Annotated in this window: 21 protein-coding genes and 1 pseudogene; 4 read left to right on the top strand and 18 right to left on the bottom strand. The window is 28.5% G+C overall.

Features of this window, described 5'->3' with window-relative positions; translation table 11 throughout:
* Positions 1-6: 6 nt before the first annotated feature.
* From menD to COL3_RS00715, 11 genes and pseudogenes are all read right to left on the bottom strand, one after another.
* Entirely contained in the window at positions 7-1656 is a 1650-nt protein-coding gene (gene menD / locus COL3_RS00765; RefSeq protein ID WP_008426875.1) for a 2-succinyl-5-enolpyruvyl-6-hydroxy-3-cyclohexene-1-carboxylic-acid synthase, read from the bottom strand.
* 16 nt (positions 1657-1672) lie between these two features.
* A complete protein-coding gene (locus COL3_RS00760; RefSeq protein WP_008426872.1) occupies positions 1673-2818 on the bottom strand; it encodes an isochorismate synthase in 1146 nt (381 codons plus the stop codon).
* A 346-nt stretch (positions 2819-3164) separates the two neighbouring features.
* Positions 3165-3731, bottom strand: coding sequence for a phosphatase PAP2 family protein (locus COL3_RS00755; protein ID WP_008426870.1), 567 nt, complete (start codon positions 3729-3731; stop codon positions 3165-3167).
* Between the two features lie 207 nt (positions 3732-3938).
* On the bottom strand, positions 3939-4526 hold the full coding sequence (locus COL3_RS00750) for a hypothetical protein (RefSeq protein WP_008426868.1): 588 nt from the start codon (positions 4524-4526) through the stop codon (positions 3939-3941).
* A gap of 290 nt (positions 4527-4816) precedes the next feature.
* Positions 4817-5197, bottom strand: a complete 381-nt coding sequence (locus COL3_RS00745; protein WP_008426866.1) for a hypothetical protein — start codon at positions 5195-5197, stop codon at positions 4817-4819.
* A gap of 315 nt (positions 5198-5512) precedes the next feature.
* A pseudogene (locus tag COL3_RS00740) lies at positions 5513-5773 on the bottom strand (sugar phosphate nucleotidyltransferase); the annotation flags it as partial.
* Between the two features lie 99 nt (positions 5774-5872).
* Complete coding sequence (locus COL3_RS00735) at positions 5873-7789, bottom strand: SEC-C metal-binding domain-containing protein (protein WP_008426862.1); 1917 nt, start codon at positions 7787-7789, stop codon at positions 5873-5875.
* A 250-nt stretch (positions 7790-8039) separates the two neighbouring features.
* Complete coding sequence (locus COL3_RS00730; protein ID WP_008426860.1) at positions 8040-8996, bottom strand: aldo/keto reductase; 957 nt, start codon at positions 8994-8996, stop codon at positions 8040-8042.
* A gap of 225 nt (positions 8997-9221) precedes the next feature.
* Positions 9222-10046 (bottom strand): AraC family transcriptional regulator, encoded by an 825-nt coding sequence (locus COL3_RS00725; protein WP_008426858.1) that lies wholly within the window; start codon positions 10044-10046, stop codon positions 9222-9224.
* Between the two features lie 189 nt (positions 10047-10235).
* Positions 10236-12020: an ABC transporter ATP-binding protein gene (locus COL3_RS00720; protein WP_008426856.1), complete on the bottom strand. Its 1785-nt coding sequence runs from the start codon at positions 12018-12020 to the stop codon at positions 10236-10238.
* Positions 12021-13781: an ABC transporter ATP-binding protein gene (locus tag COL3_RS00715; protein WP_008426855.1), complete on the bottom strand. Its 1761-nt coding sequence runs from the start codon at positions 13779-13781 to the stop codon at positions 12021-12023.
* Positions 13782-13922: 141 nt separating this feature from the next.
* Between COL3_RS00715 and COL3_RS00710 the strand changes: the two genes are divergently transcribed.
* A complete protein-coding gene (locus tag COL3_RS00710; RefSeq protein WP_008426853.1) occupies positions 13923-14798 on the top strand; it encodes an AraC family transcriptional regulator in 876 nt (291 codons plus the stop codon).
* 318 nt (positions 14799-15116) lie between these two features.
* Here the strand turns inward: COL3_RS00710 and COL3_RS00705 are convergent, their stop codons facing one another.
* From COL3_RS00705 to COL3_RS00695, 3 genes are read right to left on the bottom strand one after another with little or no spacing between them, the layout of a single operon-like run.
* Positions 15117-15794, bottom strand: coding sequence for a transaldolase family protein (locus tag COL3_RS00705; RefSeq protein WP_008426851.1), 678 nt, complete (start codon positions 15792-15794; stop codon positions 15117-15119).
* Positions 15795-15820: 26 nt separating this feature from the next.
* The gene (locus tag COL3_RS00700) at positions 15821-16756 is read right to left on the bottom strand and encodes a glycyl-radical enzyme activating protein (protein WP_008426848.1); all 936 of its coding nucleotides are present in this window, start codon (positions 16754-16756) and stop codon (positions 15821-15823) included.
* A 3-nt stretch (positions 16757-16759) separates the two neighbouring features.
* Positions 16760-19114 (bottom strand): formate C-acetyltransferase/glycerol dehydratase family glycyl radical enzyme, encoded by a 2355-nt coding sequence (locus COL3_RS00695; RefSeq protein WP_008426846.1) that lies wholly within the window; start codon positions 19112-19114, stop codon positions 16760-16762.
* 387 nt (positions 19115-19501) lie between these two features.
* Between COL3_RS00695 and COL3_RS00690 the strand changes: the two genes are divergently transcribed.
* Both COL3_RS00690 and COL3_RS00685 read left to right on the top strand, forming a co-directional pair.
* Positions 19502-20104, top strand: coding sequence for an accessory gene regulator B family protein (locus tag COL3_RS00690; RefSeq protein ID WP_008426844.1), 603 nt, complete (start codon positions 19502-19504; stop codon positions 20102-20104).
* Complete coding sequence (locus COL3_RS00685) at positions 20064-20183, top strand: hypothetical protein (RefSeq protein ID WP_008426842.1); 120 nt, start codon at positions 20064-20066, stop codon at positions 20181-20183. Before COL3_RS00690 ends, COL3_RS00685 begins: the two co-directional genes overlap by 41 nt.
* Here COL3_RS00685 and COL3_RS00680 read toward each other — a convergent pair.
* Positions 20159-21382, bottom strand: coding sequence for a GHKL domain-containing protein (locus COL3_RS00680; protein WP_347474363.1), 1224 nt, complete (start codon positions 21380-21382; stop codon positions 20159-20161). The two genes, COL3_RS00685 and COL3_RS00680, sit on opposite strands and share 25 nt — an antisense overlap.
* A gap of 20 nt (positions 21383-21402) precedes the next feature.
* Entirely contained in the window at positions 21403-22170 is a 768-nt protein-coding gene (locus COL3_RS00675; RefSeq protein WP_180277906.1) for a LytTR family DNA-binding domain-containing protein, read from the bottom strand.
* 620 nt (positions 22171-22790) lie between these two features.
* Here COL3_RS00675 and COL3_RS00670 point away from each other — a divergent pair.
* Entirely contained in the window at positions 22791-23684 is an 894-nt protein-coding gene (locus COL3_RS00670; protein ID WP_008426839.1) for a cellulase family glycosylhydrolase, read from the top strand.
* Between the two features lie 135 nt (positions 23685-23819).
* Here the strand turns inward: COL3_RS00670 and COL3_RS00665 are convergent, their stop codons facing one another.
* Positions 23820-24662 (bottom strand): patatin family protein, encoded by an 843-nt coding sequence (locus COL3_RS00665; protein WP_008426838.1) that lies wholly within the window; start codon positions 24660-24662, stop codon positions 23820-23822.
* Positions 24663-24751: 89 nt separating this feature from the next.
* A complete protein-coding gene (locus tag COL3_RS00660; RefSeq protein ID WP_008426837.1) occupies positions 24752-26461 on the bottom strand; it encodes a methyl-accepting chemotaxis protein in 1710 nt (569 codons plus the stop codon).
* Positions 26462-26773 lie beyond the last annotated feature (312 nt).

Raw genomic sequence — 26773 nt, 5'->3', positions numbered from 1 at the left:
CACACCTTACAACGTTGTGTATTTGTCATGTAATATTTTACTTAACTCTGAATCAAATTTTATTTCAATTACTTTAACTCCTTCTAAAGTTAATGCCTCATTAAAATTATCCTCAAAAGATTTGTAGTCCTTTGCTTCATAATATATTGTGTTATATAAAGTTTTTATCCCTTCAAAATTAATACCTTGTGGTGTTAAAAATAAATGCTCAAAATGTTTCTCTTTCCTTTGAGGTAAGTATCTGAAAATTCCACCTCCATCATTATTCAATATCACAATGATTAAGTTTAGATTATGAGTCTTTCCAATTAACAATCCATTTAAATCATGGTTAAACGCCAAATCACCTATAAGTAGAACTGTTGGTTCATTTGAAGTAGATACCCCTAGTGCGGTAGAAATAGTACCATCAATTCCATTTGCTCCTCTATTACACAACACTTTTATATTTTGATTTCGTGCTTCAAAAAAGTAATCCATATCACGAATTGCCATACTATTTGCAACAACTAATCTGCTTTTTTCTGGCAGTATGTTCTGCAACTTTTGAATTAATTTTCCTTCAAACAATTCTTCTTCATTTATTGCTGATTTAATTTGTTCTCGCATTTGTTTTTGGTCGTTTATCCATTTATCTAAATATTCTCTGCTACTATTTTCTATATCAATAGATTCAGCAAATAATTTAGGTGATGAATTAATATATTTTTTAGTTGATAATGATGGATTACGATAATTAAAGCTTTCCCCAACTTGTATATATAAACTCTCATTATGTAAGGTTAAGAATTGCTGCAATCTTTTTGAAACAGGTACTTGACCAAAATGAATTATAAATTTTGGCTTTAACTCCATTTTAATATTGTCATTTTTTAAAAAGGCATCATAACTATCAATAATAATATCCCTTGAATAATTCCGCATGTTTGAAATTGGATCAGCAAGTATTGGTGCTTTTAACTGTTCTCCTAATTCCAATATTTCTTTATGATAGTCTGAATAAGCATCTCCGCCACAAATTATAATTCCATTTTTATTTTTAAAAATGGAGTTCTCTAAAGAAACGTTATTTTTTCCTTCCATATATTCAAATTTAATTTTTTCACGACCTATAGTAAAATCCAACTTGCTCAAATCTGGAATTAATGGTTCACGAACTGGTACATTAATATGTACTACACCATATTCTTTCGACATAGCGCTTGCATATGCTTTTTGCATAACTACACGTACGTGTCTATACATAATTTCATTATCTTCTGGCAGTGCAAGTTCTTCATAGTACTTAGTGAAATTATTAAATATTTTATTTTGTTCTATTGCTTGCGGTGCACCAACATTACGCAATTCATGTGGTCTATCAGCTGTTAAAACAATTAATGGTATCCCCGAATATTTCGCTTCTACAATTGCAGGTAAATAATTTGCTACAGCAGAACCAGAAGTACAAACTAATACAACTGGCCTCTCTTGTTCCTTTGCTATACCAAGTGCAAAAAATCCAGCAGATCGCTCATCTACATTTACAAAGATTTCGAAATCATGTTCGCAAAATAATATAGATAAAGGTGTAGATCTTGAACCTGGACTAATCACGACTTCACGCACACCTAATTCATGTAATTCATCAACTAATGCAGCAATATAATTTGTCATTTATTTCTCCTCTCCACTATAAACTTTCAAGTATGGTTTTCAATTTATTATTTGTTTCAATATATTCTTCTTCACAATTTGATTTATCTACTATGCCACATCCTGTATAAGCATATACTGTATTTTTTTCAATAAGAGCAGATCTTATTCCAGCTACAAATATTCCATCCCCATTTTCATCCATTATTCCAATTGGTGCAGCATATAAGCCTCTTTCATGTTTTTCATATCTTTTAATTAATTCTATGGCTTTATCCACTGGATTTCCACCTAAAGCAGGTGTAGGATGAAGTAATTTTGCCCATTGAAGTAAAGTCCTATTTTTATTTTTTCCATGAATCTTTGTTTGTAGATGGTGTAAATTTTTAAGTGTCAAAATTTTAGTTTCATCTACTATCAATTCATCTGTGAATTTCTTCATAGTATCAACTATAGAATCAATAACAACTTGATGCTCATAACGATTTTTAGTATCTTTTAACAACATCTCTTTTTGTAATTCATCATTTTCATTGCTTCGCAAAATAGTTCCAGCTAGCGCATAGCTTAATACATCGTTTTTTTCTTTTTGAACCAAAATCTCTGGTGTTGCACCTAGAAATGCTTTTCCTTCTTTAAAATAACCAAATACAAAACTATTTATATTTTGCCTTAATAGCTTCTGCAATACACTTTCTACGTTAATTAAAGTATTACACTGAATCTTAACTTCTCTTGAAATAACAACTTTGTTTACTTCTTTTGCTGATATTGCATTGCTTACTCCAGAAAACATTTGTGTCCAAGTTTTATAATCATCTATTTCATATTTATAAGAATGATCATAAACTTCCATATCTATATTTTTAATTTCAACAAAGTTCTTATAATAATAAAAAGTTTGCTTACCATCTTTTTCAACAAGATAATATTCAAATGCAATATTCTCATTGCCAAAATCTTTCCACTCATCATTTTTGATTGAATCAAAGAAGGTCATTGATGAAAAAATATATAAATAATCTTTAAAACTTTCATTCATAGAAAAACTCTTTAATCGCTTAGCTCCAATAACAAACTCTTTTTTCAGTGGGTTATAAAATAAAAATCTTTCTTCATTTTTAAAATATTCCCAAAACGAAAGAGAATTCTCTAATCTAATTTGCTTTTCATAATATTTCAAATTATGTGCCTCCATATCTAAACTATAATAAATTTTCTAATTTAAAATACCCTATTAGATTTTATCAATCTTATAGTTTTTGTAATATCTATTAATTTTCTAAAATATTCTTACCATTTTTAGTACGTTCAACTCCTAAAAGACAGTGTACATCTAGATTTTTTATTTTCTATAATCTATAATACAAAATACTTGTAAAGATTTTATGAAGATATTTAAGTAAAATTTAAAACTATCAACTAATTGTAAACATAAAAAAGAGCATAAACTCGAAATCATAAACCTTCTCAAAGATTCAATTTTTCAATGTTTTCTGCTCTCTTTCTTTTTCCTCTAATTTTCTTTCTTAACATCCTAAAATATTATTGTTATAATCCCTAATTGAAACATTCCTATTTTTATATACTTTTAAAACTATTTTAGAACAAATTATTCCCAGTAAAATTCCACCTAAAATATCTGATGGATAGTGAACAAACAAATACATTCTTGAAAAAGCAATTAGTGATGCCAATATAATAGCATGAATCCTAAACTTCCTTAAAGTGCTAAATATTATCCCTACTGCAGTAAATGAAGATGCCGTATGTCCTGATGGAAATGAATATGACGTAGGCTTCGATATTAATAAATGAGCAGTTGGAATATCTATAAACGGTCTTGGTCTTTGTATTAAATTTTTTAAAATTCCTTCACCAATAATTGAAGTTACTATTAATGAAGCGATAATCATTATACCAACATCTCTATATTTTTTATTAAAAATCAATATTAATGCTATTATAATCCAAATCAATCCCATATTACCTAATGATGTTATAAGCGGCATAATCTTATCAAAAATATAATTCTGTGAAATGTCATGGATAAATTTTAATACTCCTAAATCCAAATTTTCTAAACCTTTTAGCATATCTTCCTCTCCCGTTACGTAATAATCCTATAGATCTATGTCCTACTTATTTATTTTCAGTTTTTTCTTTCTCACTTTAGGTACATGAAAAAAATAATAGACAAAAGATAACATTATTTGTTATAAGTAACTCAGTTTTTTATATTTTCTTTGTCTTCATATATTACACGTATAAAAAAAAGTTAGGTTGCAATTTTAAACCAAAATTTAAATACTTTTATATATTTTATTATCTCTAATTTCATATCCGTTCTTTTGATAAAAATGAATTAACCTATCTCCATGATTCTTTAAATCATTAGGAGACAAATCTCCTTTAATATGCTTTACATTATTCTCGACTATTATTTCTTCTAAATATTTCAGAGCCTCACTCCCTATTCCAATATTAATTTTAGTTGGCACAATATCTATGATTTCTACATAAGGCTCTTTATTATCACTAAACAGATCCTCTTTTATTGAATAATAAAGTTTTCCATAATCACCTAACTCAGATATAAAATATATGCTTCCGTTCCTTCCAAACAAAGAATCTTTTTCATCTGATAAACTATTCACAAAATATATTTCATCTCCATTTTTTGTTTTTACAACTTTTTCTCCTGAATAATATGTAGCTAAATTATACTTCATTTTTTCTAAATAGTATTTTAAATTATCAACATTTTTAAACTTCTCATATGGTAGAATTCTTGTTTGAATTTCTAGTTTATTGCTATTAAAATCCTCAGCCATACTTTCTAATTTACTATTATCATAATTAAGATAAAATCTCCAAGTTTCTTTAGGCATATATATCCATACCTTTAGTCTATCACCATAATCATTAAATCTTATTTCTTTAATATCCTTAAATGATATAGGAAAATCTTCATTATTTCTCTCTAATGTTCAAAACAATATTAACTACTCTATTTATATTATTTTAAAATACATTATTCTTTTTCAAGTTTTTTTAAATAATTTTTATTATAGATTTGTATAATTTATCTTCTGTATTTAAGTAAATTCTATTATTGTTATCGCAATAATTTTTAATTGTTAATAACCATAGAAAATTAATAAGAATAATCCTAAGTTATCTACTTTTTAAATAATTCTTTATCACTAAAACTACCGCACTCTTCAATGTACTTTTCATGTAATCGGTAAATTTTTGCTAATTTCTTTTCACGACTATAAAAATTATTCTTAATAATTTCAAGTATTTTTTCAAAATATTTTTCTGATTTTTCCACTCTTAATCTATTATCACATGAAAAGCACTTTTCATTACAATCGTCTAAATTATGTTTCATATATTTATTTTTTATATTCATATATAATTTAACAGCACCTACTAAAGAACGATATTCTTCCTTATAATCTGGACTTATTTGCCCTGCTTCAATAAATCCTAACCAAAAACAAAGTTGTTCACATGTAATTAGTGTATATTTACATTTTTCACACTTTTTATTCATAAACCTCAACTTCCTATCTATAATATAGACAGAAAAAATGAAAATTCAAATTTTCATTTTCTAAAGTTAAGTAATATTTAATAATATGCTTAATCACCTTCAATAATTTTAATATACCAATTCAATATGTACTTTCATGAAAGTCTCCGTTTCTAAATCATATTTATACATTTTAAATAAAGTGTTACTTAATTATTTAAATTTGAAAAAAATCCAGATTATTTATATAATCAATATATATTTATTTATATCAACTCAATTTCAAAATAAATACTATCCATCCCAATTTTTCAAAAAGACCTTTGTTGTCCACAAAGCGGTTTCCTTATTAGCAGGTTCAACAAAAATATTTTCCTCTTTAATCCCTGCCAGTTCATTTTTAACTTTTTCTTTGTAGTCCATATTAGTCACAACATAAATATTATTTCTATCTATCAGCGGTATTATCCTATCAACAGTATTAACTAAAAAGCTTTTATTGTTAATAAGTTTTAAAAATTGTTTTGGTTGATCGGCTCTTGATAGAGGATATAGTCTGCTGCCCTTACCTCCAGCTAAAATCAGCCCGTATATCACGCATTTTCAACTCCATGTAATGATACTAGTTCATTATATGTCAAAGTTTATTTATTTGTGAGTCTGTGTAAAAATAACACTAAATATAATTAATCATTGTTAAAATAATTGAATTACATTACCATTTTTCCCACAGCAATTTTTATACTTTTTACCACTGCCACATATACACGGTTCATTTCTTCCAACCGTTCTTTTCTTTTCTTCCTTAATTGCATTTCCCACTTTTTCATTAATTGTAGCGCCTCTATATTTCCACAATCTTATATTCCTTATAAACTTACCAACAATACTGACAATAGCATCTCTAGCCTCTTGATTATTTTTATCTGCTTCTCCTAATGATTCTAATATCTCATCGAGGATTTCCTCCATGTCTTTGTCTTGAATATCAATAGCTAAGGCCTCTGTTAACTCTGATAGTGTTTCTTTATCAATATCAAATAGATTAATAAATTCTTTGGCAAATGTTTTTCCTGCTTTAGATTTATGAATCCAATCCTCTTCCGCCATACTTAGCAATTCTTCCTTAGAAATAGTGGTATACTCCAAGTTTTCCCCTTCAATTTCTGCTAACAGCATCCACCACATTGCTATTTCACTATTAACTAAGTAATCTTCTATTTTCTCATATTCATCATAATAGTATTCTGCTTCTCTCAATATTTCTTCTATTTTTAATTTTTTAGCTTCTTCAAGTCCATACCTGCTAAACAGCTTCTCAATATCATTCAAACTTACAATTCCATATGCTCTATTCATTCCCCTATAAAGGTTAATTATTTCACTATTTTCTTTTATAAGTTTTCTATACTCTAAGTTATTTTTTTCTTTAATTAAATTTTGAGTAATTGCTGGCATTAGCATTACCGGCTTATCATTATTATTTCTTGATGCAAAGAGAATACCTTTAGAGAAAAAATATTGTATTTTGTCAATCTCATTTTCATCATCCTGATTTACAACTTGAACTCCAGAATTATCTGCATATTTCTTTAAGAATTTATATCTTTCTTCATCAAATAAATTTATTATTTTTCCAACAGCTTCTTCATACTCACTAAGAATCCTATCAGTTAACTCTTTTTTCTTTAAACCCCTTATATCCGAAATCCTAAGCCCATCTGCAATCTCATACAAATCATCTTTGTTTAATCCTTTTATTAAATCACTTATCTCAAAAGAATATTTTCCTTTAGTAAATAATTCGTCCACTGTATTTTCAAAATCCTTTTGGAACTTACCAGCTAAATCTTCCACACTAAGTAAATCCCTTAAAAGATCTTCATCATAATCAAAAATATTATCATAATTCTCTTGCTTTTTTACCTTCTTTTTATTTAATTTATATTTATTAGTATTTCCGGGCAAATACTTATTTTCTGATTCTTTGTCTCCACGATAACCACAGACACCATCTCTAGGTGAATTACAATAATCAAATTGATCTATAAAATCCGCCTCTTCATTAATACAATTTTCACATAACCATTCAGATTCCTCATGATTGAAGTACTTAGCTTTTTCTCCACATTTTTCACACTTATACTCAATTTCATTATTTCTTGCTATTATCTCTATTTGAGTAAATTCTTTAGAAACATCAATTACATCTACAACTTCTAAATTCAGGTAAGTTGTGCTTCCAAAATCATATTCATATTCAAATTTTTCACCAACACTTAATACTTCGCTTATTTTTATATTCATATCATCATCTTGATAAAATTCTCTGTTAATAGTAAATCCACTTAAATGCCCACAACATTCCACCCAAACATCTCTTATAAATTGATCTATATGTACTAATCCTAGTGAAGCATCTATGGATAAATATATACAATATTCACTTGCTTCATATTTAGGCTTAACAGAAATTATGAATTGTTTTCTTTTTCTCCCTTTTTGAAGAGTCTTTTCTTCTATATTCTTTTTCATTGCAGTGCAGCTTTTCATATGTCTTTTAATAGTTCTTTCAGTTAATTCCTTATTGCAATAGTAACATTTCCCTTTCAAGTAACAGTCACTCCTTTTGTCCAATACCATTTCTAAAATTAGATGTATACTTTTTTATATTAATATAACACTGATTTCACAAACATATTGCATCAAATCCTTAGTTAAATACTGTTACAATGCTATATCTTGTTACATTTTACATATACATTAAATTTAAGTCAACATATGATACATAATAATCAAACCATGTATAAACAATAAATTTCTTCATCGTCTATACATGGTTTTACTTATAATGTATTTTATTTTATGATAAAATCTCATCTATTCTATCTAATTCTTCTCTAGAAAATTCTAGATTATCCAATGCCTTTACATTATCCTCAATTTGAGATGGTTTACTAGCTCCGATTAATACTGAAATTATATCTCCTCTTAGATCCCATGCAAGTGCCATTTGCGCAAGACTTTGACCTCTTTCTTTTGCAATTTCATTAAGTTCAATAACTTTTTTCACCTTTTCTTCTGTCACATCTTTTTCATGCAAATACAAACTATTTCTCCCTATTCTTGAATCCTTTGGAATTCCATTGATATATTTATCAGTAAGCAATCCTTGTGCAAGTGGTACAAAAGCTATAGTTCCAATTCCTTCTTCTTTATGAACTTCAAGCTGTTTACCTTCAATATGCCTATCAAACATAGAATATCTAAGCTGATTAATTAAACAAGGTGTTCCTAATTTCTTTAAAATTTCCGCTGCTCTTTTAGTTTGTTCTGGTCCATAGTTTGAAATTCCTACATATAAAGCTTTACCTTGTCTAACTAATAAATCTAAAGTAGCCATTGTCTCTTCTAATGGTGTCTCAGGGTCAAATCTGTGATGATAGAATATATCTACATAATCAAGTCCCATACGTTTTAAACTTTGGTCTAAGCTTGCTACTAAATATTTCTTAGAACCACCATCACCATATGGACCCTCCCACATATCATACCCTGCCTTTGTAGATATCACCATTTTATCTCGGTCATATGGAGTATAATTTTTCTTCAGTATTCTTCCAAAAGTTTCTTCTGCAGATCCATCAGCTGGTCTTCCATAATTGTTGGCCAAATCAAAATGAGTTATTCCAAGCTCAAAGGCCCTTTTTAGAATTGCTTCACTATTAGAAAAAATATCGTTTTCACTAAAGTTATGCCATAATCCTAAAGATATAGCTGGCAATTTAAGTCCACTGTTTCCACATCTGTTATATATCATTTTTGATTTCCTCCTAATGATTTATATTGTATATCTTTATCTGCTTAATGTGCTTTGAATTTCTTTATCTTCTTAAAGAATAGCATTATTAAGCAATAGAATAAATATCATAATGTCATATCTATATTACCTTATGTCTCTAAATTATAATCAGATATTATAAACTTTATCTTCCTAGAAGCGAATTTAGTAGCCTAAAGCTTTTAATGAAAGTAAATACGCAAATTATTCATTAAAGCTCCTATATTTACTTGGTGGTAATCCAGTAATTTTCTTAAAGGTTTTTGAAAATATTAATGGATTATCATAACCTACAGAGCGTGATATGTCTCCTATGGATAACTGCCTGTCTTTCATCATCTCTTTAGCCTTATTGATTCTAAAACTTATTAAATAATCTTGAATTGTAACTCCGACCATTTCTTTAAATAATTTAGATATATATTTTCTATCTAAACCGATAAACTTTGCCAGTTCAGAAACTCTTATTTTATGGGAATAATTGATATATATAAAATCAATTACTTTGTTTATATACATATTTCTATTTGTTTTCGCTTCTTCATAAGACAAATCTAAAACTGTTTCATCAATTATAGTCGCTAAAAAAAGGTATAACAAACTCTGCAATCTTAAATCACTACTCTTTTCTGCATTAGTGGCCTGTATCATTTCCTCAAAGCATTTACTTAACTTATCATCTTTATTATATTCAAGAATAGGATCTTTAATTGTTAGATTAGCGCGTTTTAAATATGCTTCTGCATTTATCCCATCAAATGCGCACCATGAGTACTCCCAAGGATCCTTCTCATCTGCCTTATAATGTGCAATAATATTAGGTAATATAAGAAACCCTTGACCTTCTTTTAAATGATAAGTCTCATTTCCCAATTTAAAGATACCCTTACCTTTGTGTATATAATGTATTTTAAAATGTTCTTTAATTGCAGGACCCCAAGAATGATTAGGATTACACTTCTGTGTACCACAATAATATAACTTTAAATCCAAATTATTTATTAGGTTCAATTTATTAATATCCATCATATTTCTGTATTTCATCCTCTTTGCTATATTTATTACAATTATAACATTCTCATTTTGTTCTTCAATTTGGAAAATATAATTTTTTGTTTAAGCCTTCCTCCATAATAAAACAGCTTATATTCATAATACAATAAACTGGCATCCTATAAAATCCAATTTTATAGGATGCCAGTAATTTTCTATAAATATCTATACTGCTTTAACCATCTCATATTGTGAAGTATAAAGCTCATAATATTCACCTTTCAATTCCATAAGTCCATCGTGGCTTCCTTTCTCCACAATTTGACCATCATTTATAACCATTATTCTTGTAGCATTTTTTATTGTTGATAGTCTATGTGCAATTACAAATGATGTTCTTCCTTCAAGTAATTTATTTAATCCTTCTTGAAGTGCCTGCTCTGTTTTTGTATCTATACTTGAAGTCGCTTCATCTAAAATCAATATTTTAGGATCCGCAAGCAGTGCTCTTGCAAAGGAAATCAATTGCCTTTGACCAACTGATAATCTACTACCTCTTTCATTAACCTCAGTGTTATAACCATCCCTTAGATTGACAATAAAATCATGAGCTTTAACAGCTTTTGCCGCTGTTATTATTTCTTCATCAGTTGCATCCAATTTGCCATATCTTATATTGTCCAATATGGTTCCTGAAAAAATAAATGTATCTTGAAGCATTACTCCCATTTGTTTTCTTAAAGAATCTAAAGTTACATTTCTTATATTGTGATCATCAACTAAAACTTCACCAGAAGTTACGTCATAAAATCTGCTTAGAAGATTTATAATGGTTGTCTTTCCTGCACCTGTCGGCCCTACTAAAGCTATAGTTTCACCTGGTTTTACGTCAAAAGATACATTTTTTAAAATTTCTCTATCTTCATCTTCATATTTAAATATTACATTTTTAAATTCAACAGATCCTTTAATCTCTGGAATATCATAAGCATTTGGTAAATTTGCTATGGTTACTGGCTCATCTAATGTCTCAAATATTCTCTCTAGGTATGCCATCGCCATTATAAGTGCATTATAAAAGTTAGATATATTAACTATTGGATTCCAAAATCTCCATATGTACCCTACAAATGCAATAAGGGTACCTATTGTTATCGACTCACCTATTGAACGAACTCCTATTAAATACACTAATGAAACTGTAAACACAGATGTATTTTCAATAGCTGGCCAAAGCAGTAATTGATATTTGACTGCATTTATCCAAGTTCTTCTATTCTCATTACTTACTGTTTTAAACTTCTCTGCATTAACTTTTTCCCTAGCAAATGCTTGAGTAACCTTCATTCCACTTATACTCTCTTGTATATATGCATTAAGATTTGACTGTTTATTGCTATATATCTGAGTAGTCCTTCTTTGCACTTTTGCAAGTAAAGCTATTATTATTGCAAGAATAGGCATTCCAATCATACAAACCATTGTTAATCTAGGACTGATGAATAGCATAAATCCTATAATTACAATAATGCTAAATGAATCTGTTAATAAATTTATAAGCCCATTAGATAATAAATCACTTAGTGCATTTACGTAATTAACTACTCTTACTAAAATCTTTCCATGGGGTCTACTATCATAATAGGTAAATGGCAGCTTTTGTAGATGATTAAATATATCTGATCTAATATTTTTTACCACTTCCTGACCTACATAATTCATGGTTTTAATTCTATACTTCATACATAATGCACTTATTACTATCGTAATAAAAAATAATATACATACAATAGCAAGCCCTTTAATATCTTTATTAGGTATATTAACATCCATAGCTATTTTTACTAAGTATGGTCCAAGCAAAGTTGATACACTTGATATTAACATTACTAAAAGAGTCATAATCATTTCTTTCCTATACGGGACTACATACTTTAATAATCTTTTGCAATAATTCCAGCTAAAAGGCGTTCCTAAATCTTCATCAACATCATATTTATTTCTTGCCATTTACCCTACCTCCTTGCATTCTTCATCATCTTCTTCACCTAAATAATTACCATATTGAGCTTTATAAACTGAATAATAGTGTCCCTTATTATCTAATAATTCTTTATGTGTTCCGCTTTCAACTATCATTCCATCATCTAAAACTAAAATTAAGTCCGAATCTTTTATAGATGAAATTCTGTGTGCTATTATAAAACATGTCTTATCTTTATATATTGTATTTAAATTCTTTTGAATCATAGCTTCTGTTTCTACATCTAACGCTGATGTTGTATCATCTAAAATTAAAATAGAAGGTTCTTTTATTATTGATCTTGCAAGAGTTATCCTCTGCTTCTGTCCTCCAGATAAACCCACTCCTCTTTCCCCGACTACCGTCTCATAAGAGTCTGATAACTTTTGAATAAAATTGTTTGCATCAGCCATCTCAGCTGCCCAAGTTACCTTATTATTATCTATTTCTGACACTCCATAGCTAATATTTTCTTCTATTGTATTAGAAAATAAAAATACATCCTGCATTGATATCGATATATTCTTCCTTAATGCTTGTAAATTATATTTTCTAATATCTACTCCATCTATTAATATTTCTCCAGAAGTTGCATCATAAAATCTCTCTATTAAATTTATTATTGTTGATTTTCCTGCACCAGTTTGTCCAAAAATCGCAACTCTTTGTCCAGGTTTTACTTTAAAGGTTATATTTTTTAATATAGGCTCATATCCGTATTCAAAATTGACATTTCTAAACTCAATTTCACCTTTTAGCTTCTTAGGTTTAATCCCGTCTGATGGATTTTTTATCTTTGTTTCTTCATTAACTAATATTTTTATTTTTCTTGCAGCTGCTATGAATCTCTGAGCATCATTAATAAGCCATCCTACCATGTTCATAGGATTATTTATAGCCCAAATAAGACCATTAAACATTACCAATTCACCCATAGTCAACTTATCATTTATAACAAAGATTCCACCAGCTAAAATCATAACGATTGTAAACATATTTGATAAAGCATTAAGTATAGACAAATACTTTTGGGCAACACTGGCTAACTGCATATTTGCATCCATATATGCTTTATTTCTTTTCTCAAACTTTAATATTTCATAATCTTCTTTTGCAAAAGCCTTAACAACTCTATTACCACTTATGTTCTCTTGAACTACTGTATTAAGCTTTGAGAATTGTTCTCTTATTCCAAAAAATATTGGATTTGCCTGCTTAGCAAATTTATATGCACAATATGCCACAATCGGTGTCAGTGCAAACATTAATAGAGTAAATTGAGCATTAATAAAAAACATGCTGATTATTGCAAATATAAACACTGTAACATTTTCGCAAATATTATATATGACCCAAGCAACAAAATGCCTTACAGAATCCATATCTCCAGTCATTCTGGCCATTATATCTCCAGTTCTTGTTTTGTTATAATAATCTAAATCCAATTCCTGCAGCTTATTATACATTTTTTGCCTTAGTTCAAATATTACATTTTGAGATACAAACTCAAATGTCATTTGGTAGGAATATCTAATAATTGCTTTAATTATAGTAGCAGCTACCATCATCCCTAAAATTGGAAATAGAATGTTAACCTTATTCTGAATAATTACTTCATCAACCAATCTACCACTTAAATATGGATTAATCATAGCCATTAATGAGTTTAACAGTACTGCTGAAAGTGCAATATAAAATCTAAATTTGTATTTATTTATATAGCCAAATATCCATTTTATACTACTCATTAATCTCCCCTCCTTCTTTACTTCTTTCTTTTGACATGTTTAATTATCCAACAAATGATTTGGAATAAAAATGTACTTTTTTATTCATATGATGTATATTCTTATATATAATGCTAATCCTTTCTAGCAATTCTTTTTAAGATGGATATAGATAAAAGAGGTGATATTGACGTGTGTAGTGTAGGTATCAACATTGAAAATTTTAATCCAGAAATTTTATATGCATTTAAATTTGATAATAAAGATTTCATAAAGGCTGAATACCATTGTCATGATTTCATTGAATTTAGCTATGTCGTTTCTGGCTCGGTAACCTATAAAATCGAAGATAAAATGTATAAAATTCACGAAAAAACCCTGCTTCCTTTTAACCCAGGAGTTTATCATAAAGAATCATTAAGCAAAGGTGAACAAACTACTGAACTGCATATAGGTTTTCGCAACATCCAAATTGATGGACTTCCCTTCGATTATATTTTAAAACAAACTACTGAAGTTCCATTGGAATTCAAACAGTATAAGGAAGATTTTCATAAATGTTGTTTAGAAATAATAGAAGAGCAGGAAGCCTGCGAGGTAGGAAAAGAATTAATATTAAAGAGCCTTATAATGAAATTAATTGCTCTTTTCTTAAAGGAAATTAACTATGTAAAAAATACAAAGAAAATTGATAGATATGACTTTCCGTTTTATGACAAATCAAATATAGTAAAGATTATTTTAGAGTATTTTGACAAGAACTACATGAATAATGTTTCACTTGATGACATGTCTAGAAACATGTATTTAAGTTCGGTTTATATATCTAAAGTATTTAAAGAGAAAACTGGTGAATCTCCTATTAATTACTTAATAAATCTCAGATTAGAGAAAGCTAAAGATTTATTAATCTCCACAGAATCCCCAGTAAAATCTATAGCTCAATCTGTTGGCTATAATGATGCTTATTATTTCAGTAAACTATTCAAAAAATATTATGGTCATTCTCCTCATAAATTCAGACTAGCCAACAAGTAATTACATGGATATACACTATAATATTTGTCCAATCAATCCACTGAATAAGTATTCTTAGAGCTATAAGTTGGTTAAACCCTTACCATAATCAAGTGTATATCTTAACTAGAAATAATGAGCATGTTTTGTGAAGTGTTTCATATGAAATTTTGATGGTTTTGATTCTTAGATTAGAAGTTGTTCCAAATGTGTTAGTTCAAAGTTTTATCTTTGAGGCTAGCACTTTGGGCACAACTTCTAATCTTAGAATCACCCATTAAAATTTCCTAGAAACCGTAACAAAAGCATGCTCATTATTTCGGTAAGTTATACTCTTAATTATAAGTTCTCCATTGTGTTTCCTTCGCCGACTAAGCTATAGAAATCTTTTGTAAATACATCTACTGCATTTGTAGTTGCATCATGTTTGATTAACCCTTCTATTACATCTGGTGCTGCTGTAATTGAACCAATTCCATACTTACATAAATTTAAAACTTGTTGTGAGTTTTTGAAGCTAGCTGCTAATACGTCAGCATTTAAATTATGCTTTTTGAACATGTCATGAATATCTCTTGCAACTTGAACACCGTCTGCCCCCATATTATCAAGTCTATTTACATAAGGTGCTGTGTATCTTGCTCCTGCTTTTGCTGCAATAAATGCCTGCATTGAAGTATAAATAGCTGTTGCTGTAATATTTACATTTTCTTTACTTAATAATTTAATAGCTTTTATTCCTTCACTTGTTACAGGAATCTTAATATAAGTATCTTTTCCTAGCACATCTAACATATGGTGTGCTTCATCAACCATTTTTTCAGCAGTTAAGGATACTACTTGAGCATGAAGCTGTGCTCCTTCTGGCAAGAATTCTCTAATTGCTTTCAATACCTCCATAGGATTTCCACCCTGTTTCTTTAAAATAGATGGATTAGTTGTCACCCCATCACATGGATAGAATTCATAAATTCTTTTAATCTCCTCTAAATTTGCATCATCAATTAATACTAACATCGCTTCTCTTCCTCTCTTTTTCAAATTTATATAATTAAGTTTTTTATTCCTGCTGAATAAGCAGCATTATAAAACTCTTTCATTTCTTCATCAGTATACATCTTAGGATTTTCTTCAAAGCAGTAATCTAAATTATCTAATAAATTATATTTTGCTTTGGCAAGTGGATTATAATTTAATAATTCATATCTTACTTTTGAATAAATACTTGAAATGTATCCGCTTATATTATGAATATTATTATTAGTTGCTGTAAATTGAGGTATCAATGGTGTTCTAATAATTACAGCATCCTTCTTATTACTTTCTAAAATGAGCCTGATGTTCTTCTTAATTAGCTCATTACTAACACCTGTGAAAGCTTTATGCTTATCATCATCAAATACCTTTAAATCTGCAAAAATTATGTCCAAATAAGGTAACGCCTCTATTATATATTCGCTTGGAACGAATAAAGAAGTTTCAATTGCTGTATTGATTCCAGCTTCTTTTAACCTTTTAAGTAAGGCAATTGTAAATTCCTTCTGAAAAAGTGGTTCCCCACCAGATAAAGTTACTCCACCACCGTATTTAAAAAATGCTTTATCCTTCAATGCTATTTCAATAACTTCATCTAAAGTATAATTTTTTGAATCCATAGTTAATGCACCAGTTGGACAAATATCTGTAACAACTTTATTTTCCTCATCTGTGCATTTATCTTGAACAACACATATTTTATTATTTTCTTGTATAACTGATTTATTAGAACAATTTTTAACGCATAAATCACAATTAATACACTTATTTTCAAAATGAATCAAATGCCCTTTGGGCGAAATACCCTCTGGATTTTGACACCAAACACATTTGAGCGGACAGCCTTTTAAGAAAATTGTTGTTCTTATGCCATCACCATCATGTGTTGAAAATCTTCGTATATCAAAAATCCTTCCTGTTAAAGAAGCATAATCTTTTTCCATAAACTATATATCTCCATAACTTGTTCTTGCTATAATTTCATTTTGCAATTCTCCTGCAAGTTCAGTGAAATATGCTGTATATCCTGCTACACGTACAGTTAAACTACGATAATTTTCAGGATTTTTTTGTGCTGCTAATAAATCTTCTTTTCGTAAAACATTAAATTGGATATGTGGTATTTCTAAATCTACAAAGGTTCTTAAAAATTTTGAGAATTTATCTATACCCGTTTCATTCTTAAAGAATTCAGGCAAAAACTTCATGTTTAACAATCCGCCATTAGTAGTTAAATTATTATCCAATTTAGATACAGATTTTAAAACCGCCGTAGGCCCTGCAATATCTCTACCGTATACTGGTGACATACCACCATCAGCTAAAGGAGCTTTTGCATATCTTCCATCTGGAGAGGCTCCTACATTCTCCCCCATTGGAACATGGGCTGATACTGTATACATTCCAGTATGATATATTCCTCCACGGTAATTTCTATGTGATTTAAGTTTCCCATTAAAATATCTTGCCCATTTAGCTCCTATTTCATCTACCCACTCAATATCATTGCCATACTTAGGCGCACGATTTAACAACATAGCTCTTATAACTTCATAACCTTCGAAATTATTTTGAATAGCTTTTAGTAAATCTTCTTTAGAAATTCTCTTTTCATCATATACTAGAAGTTTTATTGCTGCTAAACTGTCTGCTAAATTTGCAACTTGTATCATTTGAATCCCTGATAGATTATATACAGCTCCACCTGCCGTAACATCCATTCCTCTCTCAATACAATCATCAATAACTGATGATAAAAATGGTGAAGGCAAAACGTCTATATGAGCTTTTTCAACTTGCTCGCAAGCTAAAATCATTTTGTCAATGAAATAATCTATTTGCTTAGCAAATGCTTCCTCCAAATCTTTATACTTTTCATAAGTAGTTAAATTACCTAAGTCTTGAGCTAGTGAATCTCCTGAGATTAAACATTTACCATTATTTATGGTTAGCTCTAGAACCTTGTTTAAGTTAAACATTGCTGCATCACTCCAGCCAAGATTATTACCTTGAGTTGTAAGTTCTACGCATCCAACAATAGCATAGTCCCTTGCATCTTTTTCTTTAATTCCTAAATCCATTATAGATGGTATCACACATTCATCGTTAAAAAACTGCGGCATTCCACTTCCTTTTGCGACAACCTTTATACTCTCTTTTAATAGCTCTTCTGATGTGTTTTTATGGAGCCTTACAGATAAATTAGGTTGTGGCAGCCCTAGATGTTCTTGAGCTTTTAAAAATAAGAAAGATAATTCATTAGAAAAATCATTTCCATTTTCATCTTGACCGCCGATTGCAATATTAAATCCTATTGGGAAACCTGCAAAAAACTTGGCACTATGAGAGTTTCTTAAATAAACTATTTCATTAAACTTAAGCCAAAGACATTCAATTATTTCTAAAGCCTTCTCATCATCTATATTACCAAGGTGAATATCTCTTTTATAATATGGATATAAAAATTCATCCATTCTTCCCGGTGAAAATGATGATGCATTTGATTCCATATGAAGTATAACAAATAAAAACCAAGTTGCTTGCGCAGCCTCATGGAAAGTTTGTGCCGGCCTTTTAGAAATATTCTTGCAAATCTCTGCAACCTTAAGCATGCTTGATACTAATTCTTCCTCACATACTGAAGCAGCTTTTTCTTTCATTAAATCATGGTATCTCATCATAAATTCTTGAGCACCTTCCATAACAATAACTACACTTTCATAAAAGTCCTTATTTTCTTTAGTTGCATTTTTCATTTTTTCAATTGCCCTTTGTTTAATGCCTTCTGGTCCAAGTGCAAGCCATTCTCTACAATTTGGGCAAATGTGACCTTGAGCATGATCTTTTTGATTTATCTTTACAACTTTTGCAATATCATCAATTTCTTTTCCGTATCTCTGTCTAATAACATCTTCTAATGAGTGTCCATCCCAATATGGCTTAATCACTTTTCTAAATGTTTCTATATCTTCCGAGTTCACATTAAATTTATCTTGAGCTCTAGTTGGTAAAGTCTCAAATTCTTTATCAACCCATGAACTGCCACTCTCTGGGAATACAACACCATATCTAACCCCTTTAGTACGGTTACCTACTATCAATTCTTCATCATCAACACCGATTTCTAACTTTGAAAGAGAATTTTTTAATGCTAATGCTCTTTTTATAATAACTGGTTTATCTTCATTTTCCTTATACGTTTCAGTTATTATAAGTGCTTGTTCAATAGATGCATATCTCTTTTCTGATAGCATTTTTTTCTTTAAACTCTTGATTCTTGGAGACATTATTAATTCACCCATTTCTCTTTCTCCTTCCCACTTATTTATTATTGTTTATTATTAGTATATCTTAATATTATATTATTTAGGATTGTTTTTCAATATATTTTTTATTATTTTATATACTTTTCTCAAAGTAATATTGATTTATTCATTGTAAAACAAAAAGGTAAGAGAGAACTCCCTTACCCTTATATTTTTTTATTCTATTTTTGTCTTAATACCTTAATATAATCTTTTGTAAACATTATTCCATACTTTTTCAGTACTATTTTTTGAAATTTGGTTACTTATTTATCATATGTTCTTTTAGTTCCTGGAAATATACTTTTAATGCTAACAATATTGAATTTATACTAATTATAGTCCATATTTTTTATATAAAAAACAATTACACATGAGGTTAAAATGATAAAATCAGCATCAACTTTTATAACAAGATATTTTGAGAAAAATAATTCCACTTTAACCAAAACTGATTTGCTAAAAATTCAATATACACTGGAAGTGATTTTAGGTGATCTAACAAAAATTCTAATTATATTCTTAATATTCTTAAACTTAAATGAACTACCTCTATTTTTATTGTCTTATACTATTTTAATTTCAACAAGGCCCTTTATAGGAGGTATGCATTGCAAAAACTATATTTCGTGTTTAATTGTTAGTGTAATGTACTTCATAGTAATACTGCTGTTTAGCACATTATCTCCTAAATTAAATGCTAATTTTAGTATAGTTCTCTTCATAATATCTTTTATTATAACTTTGATTTATGCTCCATGTCGTAATGAAAAAAGGCCTGTAAAAAATAAAGCTACATTAAAAATAATCTCTTTATTATCGCTGACCTTTTGGGGAATATTATTTTTTAAACTATCTAATATACAAATATGCAATTGCATATTTTTAAGTATATTCTTACAAATTGTTCAAGTTCTTATTGTTAGTATGAAAGGAGTTGTTTTAAATGCAAAGATCTATAAGCTTTTTTTCAGCCATGCTTCTTAACTTGTTTAATTTAATATCTAAATCAAGTTGCGTAAGTGTATGGGGTGAACCAGATTACCCTGAAGAATTATTAAAATAAACATCGAAAATAATTTCATGACATTCTACATTAATTTTTATATACCCTTTATGTAGGTTAACTATTTGTTGTACATTATACAAACCATAACCTCTTATACCTGCATTTTTAGTTGAATAACCTCTTGTAAAAATCTCATTTATGTTAATATCATTAGGATTTACTATTTGATTTTTAACTACTAAATGGGATTCTTTATTTTGATTAAAAATGTTAATTTCAATATTTTTTTCAATACATTCTTCTTTCATTACTTCATCAAAGGCATTATTTAATAAATTATTTAATACATTAGATAATTCATAATAATTCAATGTATTTTCTAAAACATTATTTTCAACCTTATATTGAAAATTAATATTATGCTTTTTTGCGTTGCACATATTCCTGTATATTATGGATCTAACAACTATATTATCAATATATATGAGCTCATTTATCTCATTATCATACATATCTTCGTCTTTCATATAATTCCTAATAGATTGCTTTAAATCCTTTTCATCTAATACTTCTACCATTCCCCTTATGGAATTCTTATAATTAATAAAATCATGTTGTCTTTGTTTTATTTCCTCAACTATTTCGCTAATAATTGATTTATATTCATTTGAAACCTTCAATGCCTCTTTTTCTCTTATTACCTTAATAAAATATAGATATATTAGAAGTTGAGAAATAGCTAATATGCAAAATACTACTGATACAAAAAACAAATTATTTAAAATTATTGTATCATCATACTCCCAAATAATCTTAAAAATAATAGCATATATACTGCATATTGAAATAAAATGAAATAGAATAATATTATCTTTATTTTCAAAAGGAACATTCCTAATTTGTAAGTTTATTTTTGAAAATATAAGTACTCCAATTAGTATTATTGATTCTACAATAATAGCCATAGATGTGGTATCATAAACTAATTTATTAATAAATAAAGACAAGATTAATTCTAGGCTCATCACTATAACTAGTACTAAAAAAAATCCTAATACAGCTTGCTTTACATCCATCTTATATATAATTTTAATACTTAAAATAAATATTACATACGGTATAAAAAAGCTTAATTTTAATGTTTCAACAACTGTAACTAAAATCGAAGCGCTAAGAACACCTAATAACAACTTAAATATACTACCATTCTTCTTGTTTAGAATTGCCCATAGGTAGATTATACTAAACGTATTCATAACATTTATTATAGCAGTGCTTAACATATTATCACTTTCCCTTTTCTAAATTCAGACATAACATTATCTTTAAATTTATATCCTAAAAGAGCCGTTTTGGAATATTTAGTGAAATATACGTTACTTAATTTAGCATCTAACTTTTCTATTTTAGATATATAATTCTTATTTATTGCAAAGGCCCTGTGACTTTGGATTATATATTCACAATTAATTAATTGTATCATTTTCTTTAAACTCACATTACTAGCAACATATGTTCCATTGATGGTATTTACTTCACAGTTTTTACCCATAACCTCTATAAATACAATATCATTTATTTTAATTCCTACATATATGCCATTTTTTAAATTTATAACAACTTCCCTGACTTTATCCTTTTCAGTGCTATCACTTTCATTTTTTAAATTACTATTTTCATGAAGTATAAGCTTATTTAACATAGCTTGTACTACCTTTTGATTGTATGGTTTCAGTATATAATCATAACAATGTGTCTGTTTAAATGCTTGTGTTATATATTCCATATGAGTTGTTAAGAAAATAATCTGCCTAAATTCATATTTAGGGATGTTTCTAATCTTCATTGCAAGATCCAATCCCGAGGATTCTTTTAATCCAATATCTATTAAAAACATATTAATATTATGATTTTCAATTATATCTAAAGCTGTAATTTCACTGTCAGCCTCATAAATTTTCATAAATTCACATGTAGATAAAAGCATCTTCTTTAGAATTTTTCTTTGCATGCAATCATCCTCTACTATAATAATAGAATACAAAAATACCACTCTCCAATCTATACCATTAATCATAATTGCATATATTATATAATCACATAGAATATATCCCAACACTTCCTAATCACTAACAATTATTCCAGGTAAGCATTTATTGAGGTTTGTTTTTTATTGGATTAATTTTTTATTGTTTCTATAATTTATAATATAACATTTTTTATCGCTATACAATTTTTTTAATATCTAAAGTCATATCTTTTATAATATTAATTTAATTAGTAATAATTTTGCTTATTTTCAGTCCCAATGGATGAAATGATGCAGTCGTTGTAGCTATTGCATAATCTAAATATAATCATAAAACTAAAATATACGTTGATTCTATTTAAATTGGTATACTACATTTGGTAAAAATCCAATATTACCGGAATGAAATGTACATTTTTGGTGATTAAAAGAATATTTTTTTTAAAATATATACATTACTTCCATTCCACTACTAATCTTTCACATTAGGGAAAATTATATTTACTTAATTCTTAGGTTATGTGAATATGTTATCATCAGTGACTGATAATTATTAATAATTTTAGTACTAAAAATTATTATAAAAAAGCATAAGTACAATGTTACTTAAATAAAAATTATGCGGGGTGTTAAAAATGAAAAGAAAATTATGTAAATCTATATTATCTATGGCACTTTTATGTTCATCAATATTAGCTTTCCAGTCTCCTGTACAGGCTGCAGAAGATTCGTCATGGATAAGGGGTGCGAATGTACCTGCCATCTGGTATGATAGTCAATCATATTCAGCTCTTGATAAAATTGATAGTGAAGGTTTCAATACTGTTCGTCTTGTTTGGAGTACTAGTGGTTCAGCTTCCAGACTAAATGATTTTCTTACAAAATGTGATAACTTGGGATTAAAACCAATTGTTGAACTTCATGATGCAACAGGCGGATCTACTACAGACACATTAAATACTTGTGTAAATTATTGGGTACGTAGCGACATTTTATCTGTAATGTACAACCACCCTAAGGCTTGGTTAAATATTGCTAACGAGTGGGGACCATCTAATAGTACTGTTTGGAGAGATGGTTATAAAAGCGCTGTAAGCAAGATACGTACAGCTGGTTATACTGGAACTATCGTAATCGATGCAGGCGGCTGGGGACAAGATAGCAGTGATATCTTAAATTATGCTCTTGATGTGTACAATTCTAATACTAATAAAAACGTTATCTTCAGCATACACATGTATGGTTCATGGAACAGTAATTCAACAATAGATTCATTCTTAAGCAGTTGTAAAAGTAAAGGTATTCCAATTATAGTTGGAGAATTCGGTTATAATTACAATAATGGTAGTAATAACCTTGGCTGTAAAGTGGATGCTGCTCACTTAATGAGTTACTGCAAAACAAATGGAATTGGATTTATTGCATGGTCTTGGTGCGGAAATGATTCTTCAAATTCATGGCTAGACATGACTAGTTCTTGGGGCAGTTATACTACTTGGGGAAACTTAGTAAAAAACAGCATGTGGTAATAAACTCATAATAATTATTCTATATAATTAACTCTACATTGTTAGTTTAAGTAGAAATCATATGCTCCCTTTGTAATAGCAGACAGTTAAAATAATAAAACTGTTTCTATGAAGGGAGCATTTTATGGCAAAAATTCACCTTAAATATTCAAGTAATCTCTCTTTATCATTTGTAATTAAATCATACCCGTTTTGATATATTGCCTTTAATTTTACCTTATCTCTTTCAAATCTACTTATATCCATGCTTATACTTGGTCTTATAATAATTGCTTTTCCATCATCTTCTAATCTCTTGCAAAAATCTAATTGTTCATTATATTTAATATGTCTTTCTTTTAACACCTTAGCTAATTTGGGATATTTATTTTTATAAATTCTATATGTTAATTCATTAGCCTTTGACTGTTTCTTTCTATATCCTTCATTTCTTGTTAAAACAATTATGTGCTTATCATTTCCATCTGATATAGATTTATTGATTGGTATGGGCTCAGAAAGGCCTCCGTCTGCATAATACTGTCCGTTAATCTTTTCAAATGGAAACATCAACGGAATTGCTATGCTAGCTCTAAGAATTGAGCTCCTTTTATCTAATAAATCTTTATCAAAATACTCATTTTCTCCTGTCTCAATATTAAATGCTCCGGCTAACATTTTACCATCAAACTCATAAAAAGTTTTATAATCAAAAATACAATGTTTATTAGGAATTTCATCAAATACGAAATCTAAATCCATAATTGATCTACATTTAATTAGATTTCCATAACTAATATACCTTTTATTATCCATAAATCTTTCCATTATCTCTAAATTTCTTCCTCTTTGTTTAGAAACGAATGAATATGCATTAGTAGCCCCTGCTGATACCCCTACTATATATTTTATTTCTGCTTCTATATCTAAAAGTGCATCTAATACACCCGCTGTGAATAACCCTCTGAAAGCTCCGCCTTCAAGCACAAGTCCAGTCATAATAAACCTCCATAATATATTCTCTCAATCTATTATAACTCAAATAAGAAATAAAAATATATTAAAACTATTCCTTATTCTCACTTTAATTACACAACAAATTTTTCAATTTCCTTTGTAATCTGTCCCATTATACTCCTTAGCTCTTCTGCAGATTCTGAAACTTTAAACGCGGAATCACCCATTTCCTTTGCCGATGCTGAAATTTCCTGCGACGCAGCTGAGTTTTCTTCCGATACAGCAGATGATAATTCCAGATTTTCTACTATATCATTTTTTCTCTTATTAATATCGTTTATAGAATTATTTATTTCATGAACTTGTGGCACTATACCATCTATTGATTGTACTATTTCTCTAAATGAAACTATAGTTGAAGCTATTATGTGAATCTGCTCTTCCAGCTTCTTGTTAGCTGAATCTGTTGTTTCTTCAACTAACCTAGTTTCCGAACTTATAACATTTAATAACTTATTAATATCTTCCGAAGAATTCTTAGACTGTTCTGCAAGTTTTCTAATTTCATCTGCAACAATAGAAAATCCTCTTCCTGCCTCCCCTGCTCTCGCCGCCTCAATAGCAGCATTTAAAGCTAGTAAATTAGTTTCATCTGCTATTTCATTAATCATGTTAGTTATTTCATTTATTTTATTCACACTAAAACTCAATTGACTTACTCTCTTTTTTGCTTCATTATAAGATGCTGCAATTTCGTTTATAGAAATACCAATATTCTTTAACCTAGTATCACTTTTATTTGCTTCACTACTAATATTACCAGTATTCTTATCCACCTTCTCCACAGATCTTGCTATAACTTCTAATTTATTACTAAATGAACTTAAACTATTGTTTATTGACATCAGATTATTTGCTTGATCGCCTGATCCCTTTGCTATATCATGAATTGAATTGGACACTTCTTCTATATAAGAAGTCATTTCTTCTGAGACTCTTGAAAGTTCTACAGATTGGTTATTTACAAGATTGGAATCAGTTTTTATAGTAGAAATAATTATGGCTATAGATTTTATTGTTTTACTTAATGCCTTCTGCATTACTCCAAATTCATTAGTTAGCTGACTATCAAACTGCACTGTAAAATCACCTTCTGATAAAATAGAAACTTTATGCACAAATTCTTTAATTGAATGTCTAATCATAACTATTATCCAAACTGATATAATAGTTAAAATTAGAATAGATATTCCCACAATACTTGTAAACATAACTATATTTTTCTTATATACACTCATAGACTTATTAAGTTCATTTGTTGCTTTATCTTTTTGAAGTTGTACTAGCGCTTTATTATCTTTAGCTATTTGATTTCCATACACACCCATAGCATCATTGGTAATCTTTTTATCTGGAACTAAATCATGCTTTCTCTGTTCAATAATATTAGGTATATATGAATAGTATTGTTCATATTCTTGCTTAAACTTCATTACTAATTCATGCTCTTCTGCATTATCTTCTGATTCGGAAACCTGTCTATTTATTACCTCGTTTATATTTTGATTTAACTCTAACATTGCTTTTTCATTTGCTTCATCAAACGGCCTATCAATTATTTTAGTTAACGTGTTTCGTAAAACTCCCATATTACCATTAACATCACCCCAATCACTTAGTTTAGGAATAACATTATCATACATTGCTAAATTTGCATTATACATTTTAGATGTATCTATGTAACCTAAAATTCCAATTGTGATTGTAGATAACAACGATAAAATCACTATTGCTACTATACTCTGCACAATTTTTACATTTCTCATTTTTCCTAATTTCACTTTAACATTCCCCCTGTAGCATTATTATTTATATAAAACACTTAAATTGTTAACGTGTGCGCTTTAATTATACTAATTAATTAATACGATTACAATACTTATTATTGGAATAAAACTGTAATATAGTATACAGTACCATTTATTCCATTGACAAAAAACTCATATACTACTATAATAATAAATATAAACTAAGTATATTAAGAGGGAGTAGTTATAAATATAACATCAACAATCGCGGTTATTTCTAACCTGGTGTTATATGCCCATGCTGGTAACGAGACTTTTAATATAACTTCAAAAATCTGAAGTTAT

Origin of the sequence: Clostridium sp. LS (assembly GCF_002760435.1) — a bacterium.
In the GTDB taxonomy this organism is placed as follows: Bacteria; Bacillota; Clostridia; order Clostridiales; family Clostridiaceae; genus Clostridium.
Note: the sequence above shows the minus strand (reverse complement) of the source record. Positions and strands in the feature narration are given on the sequence as shown.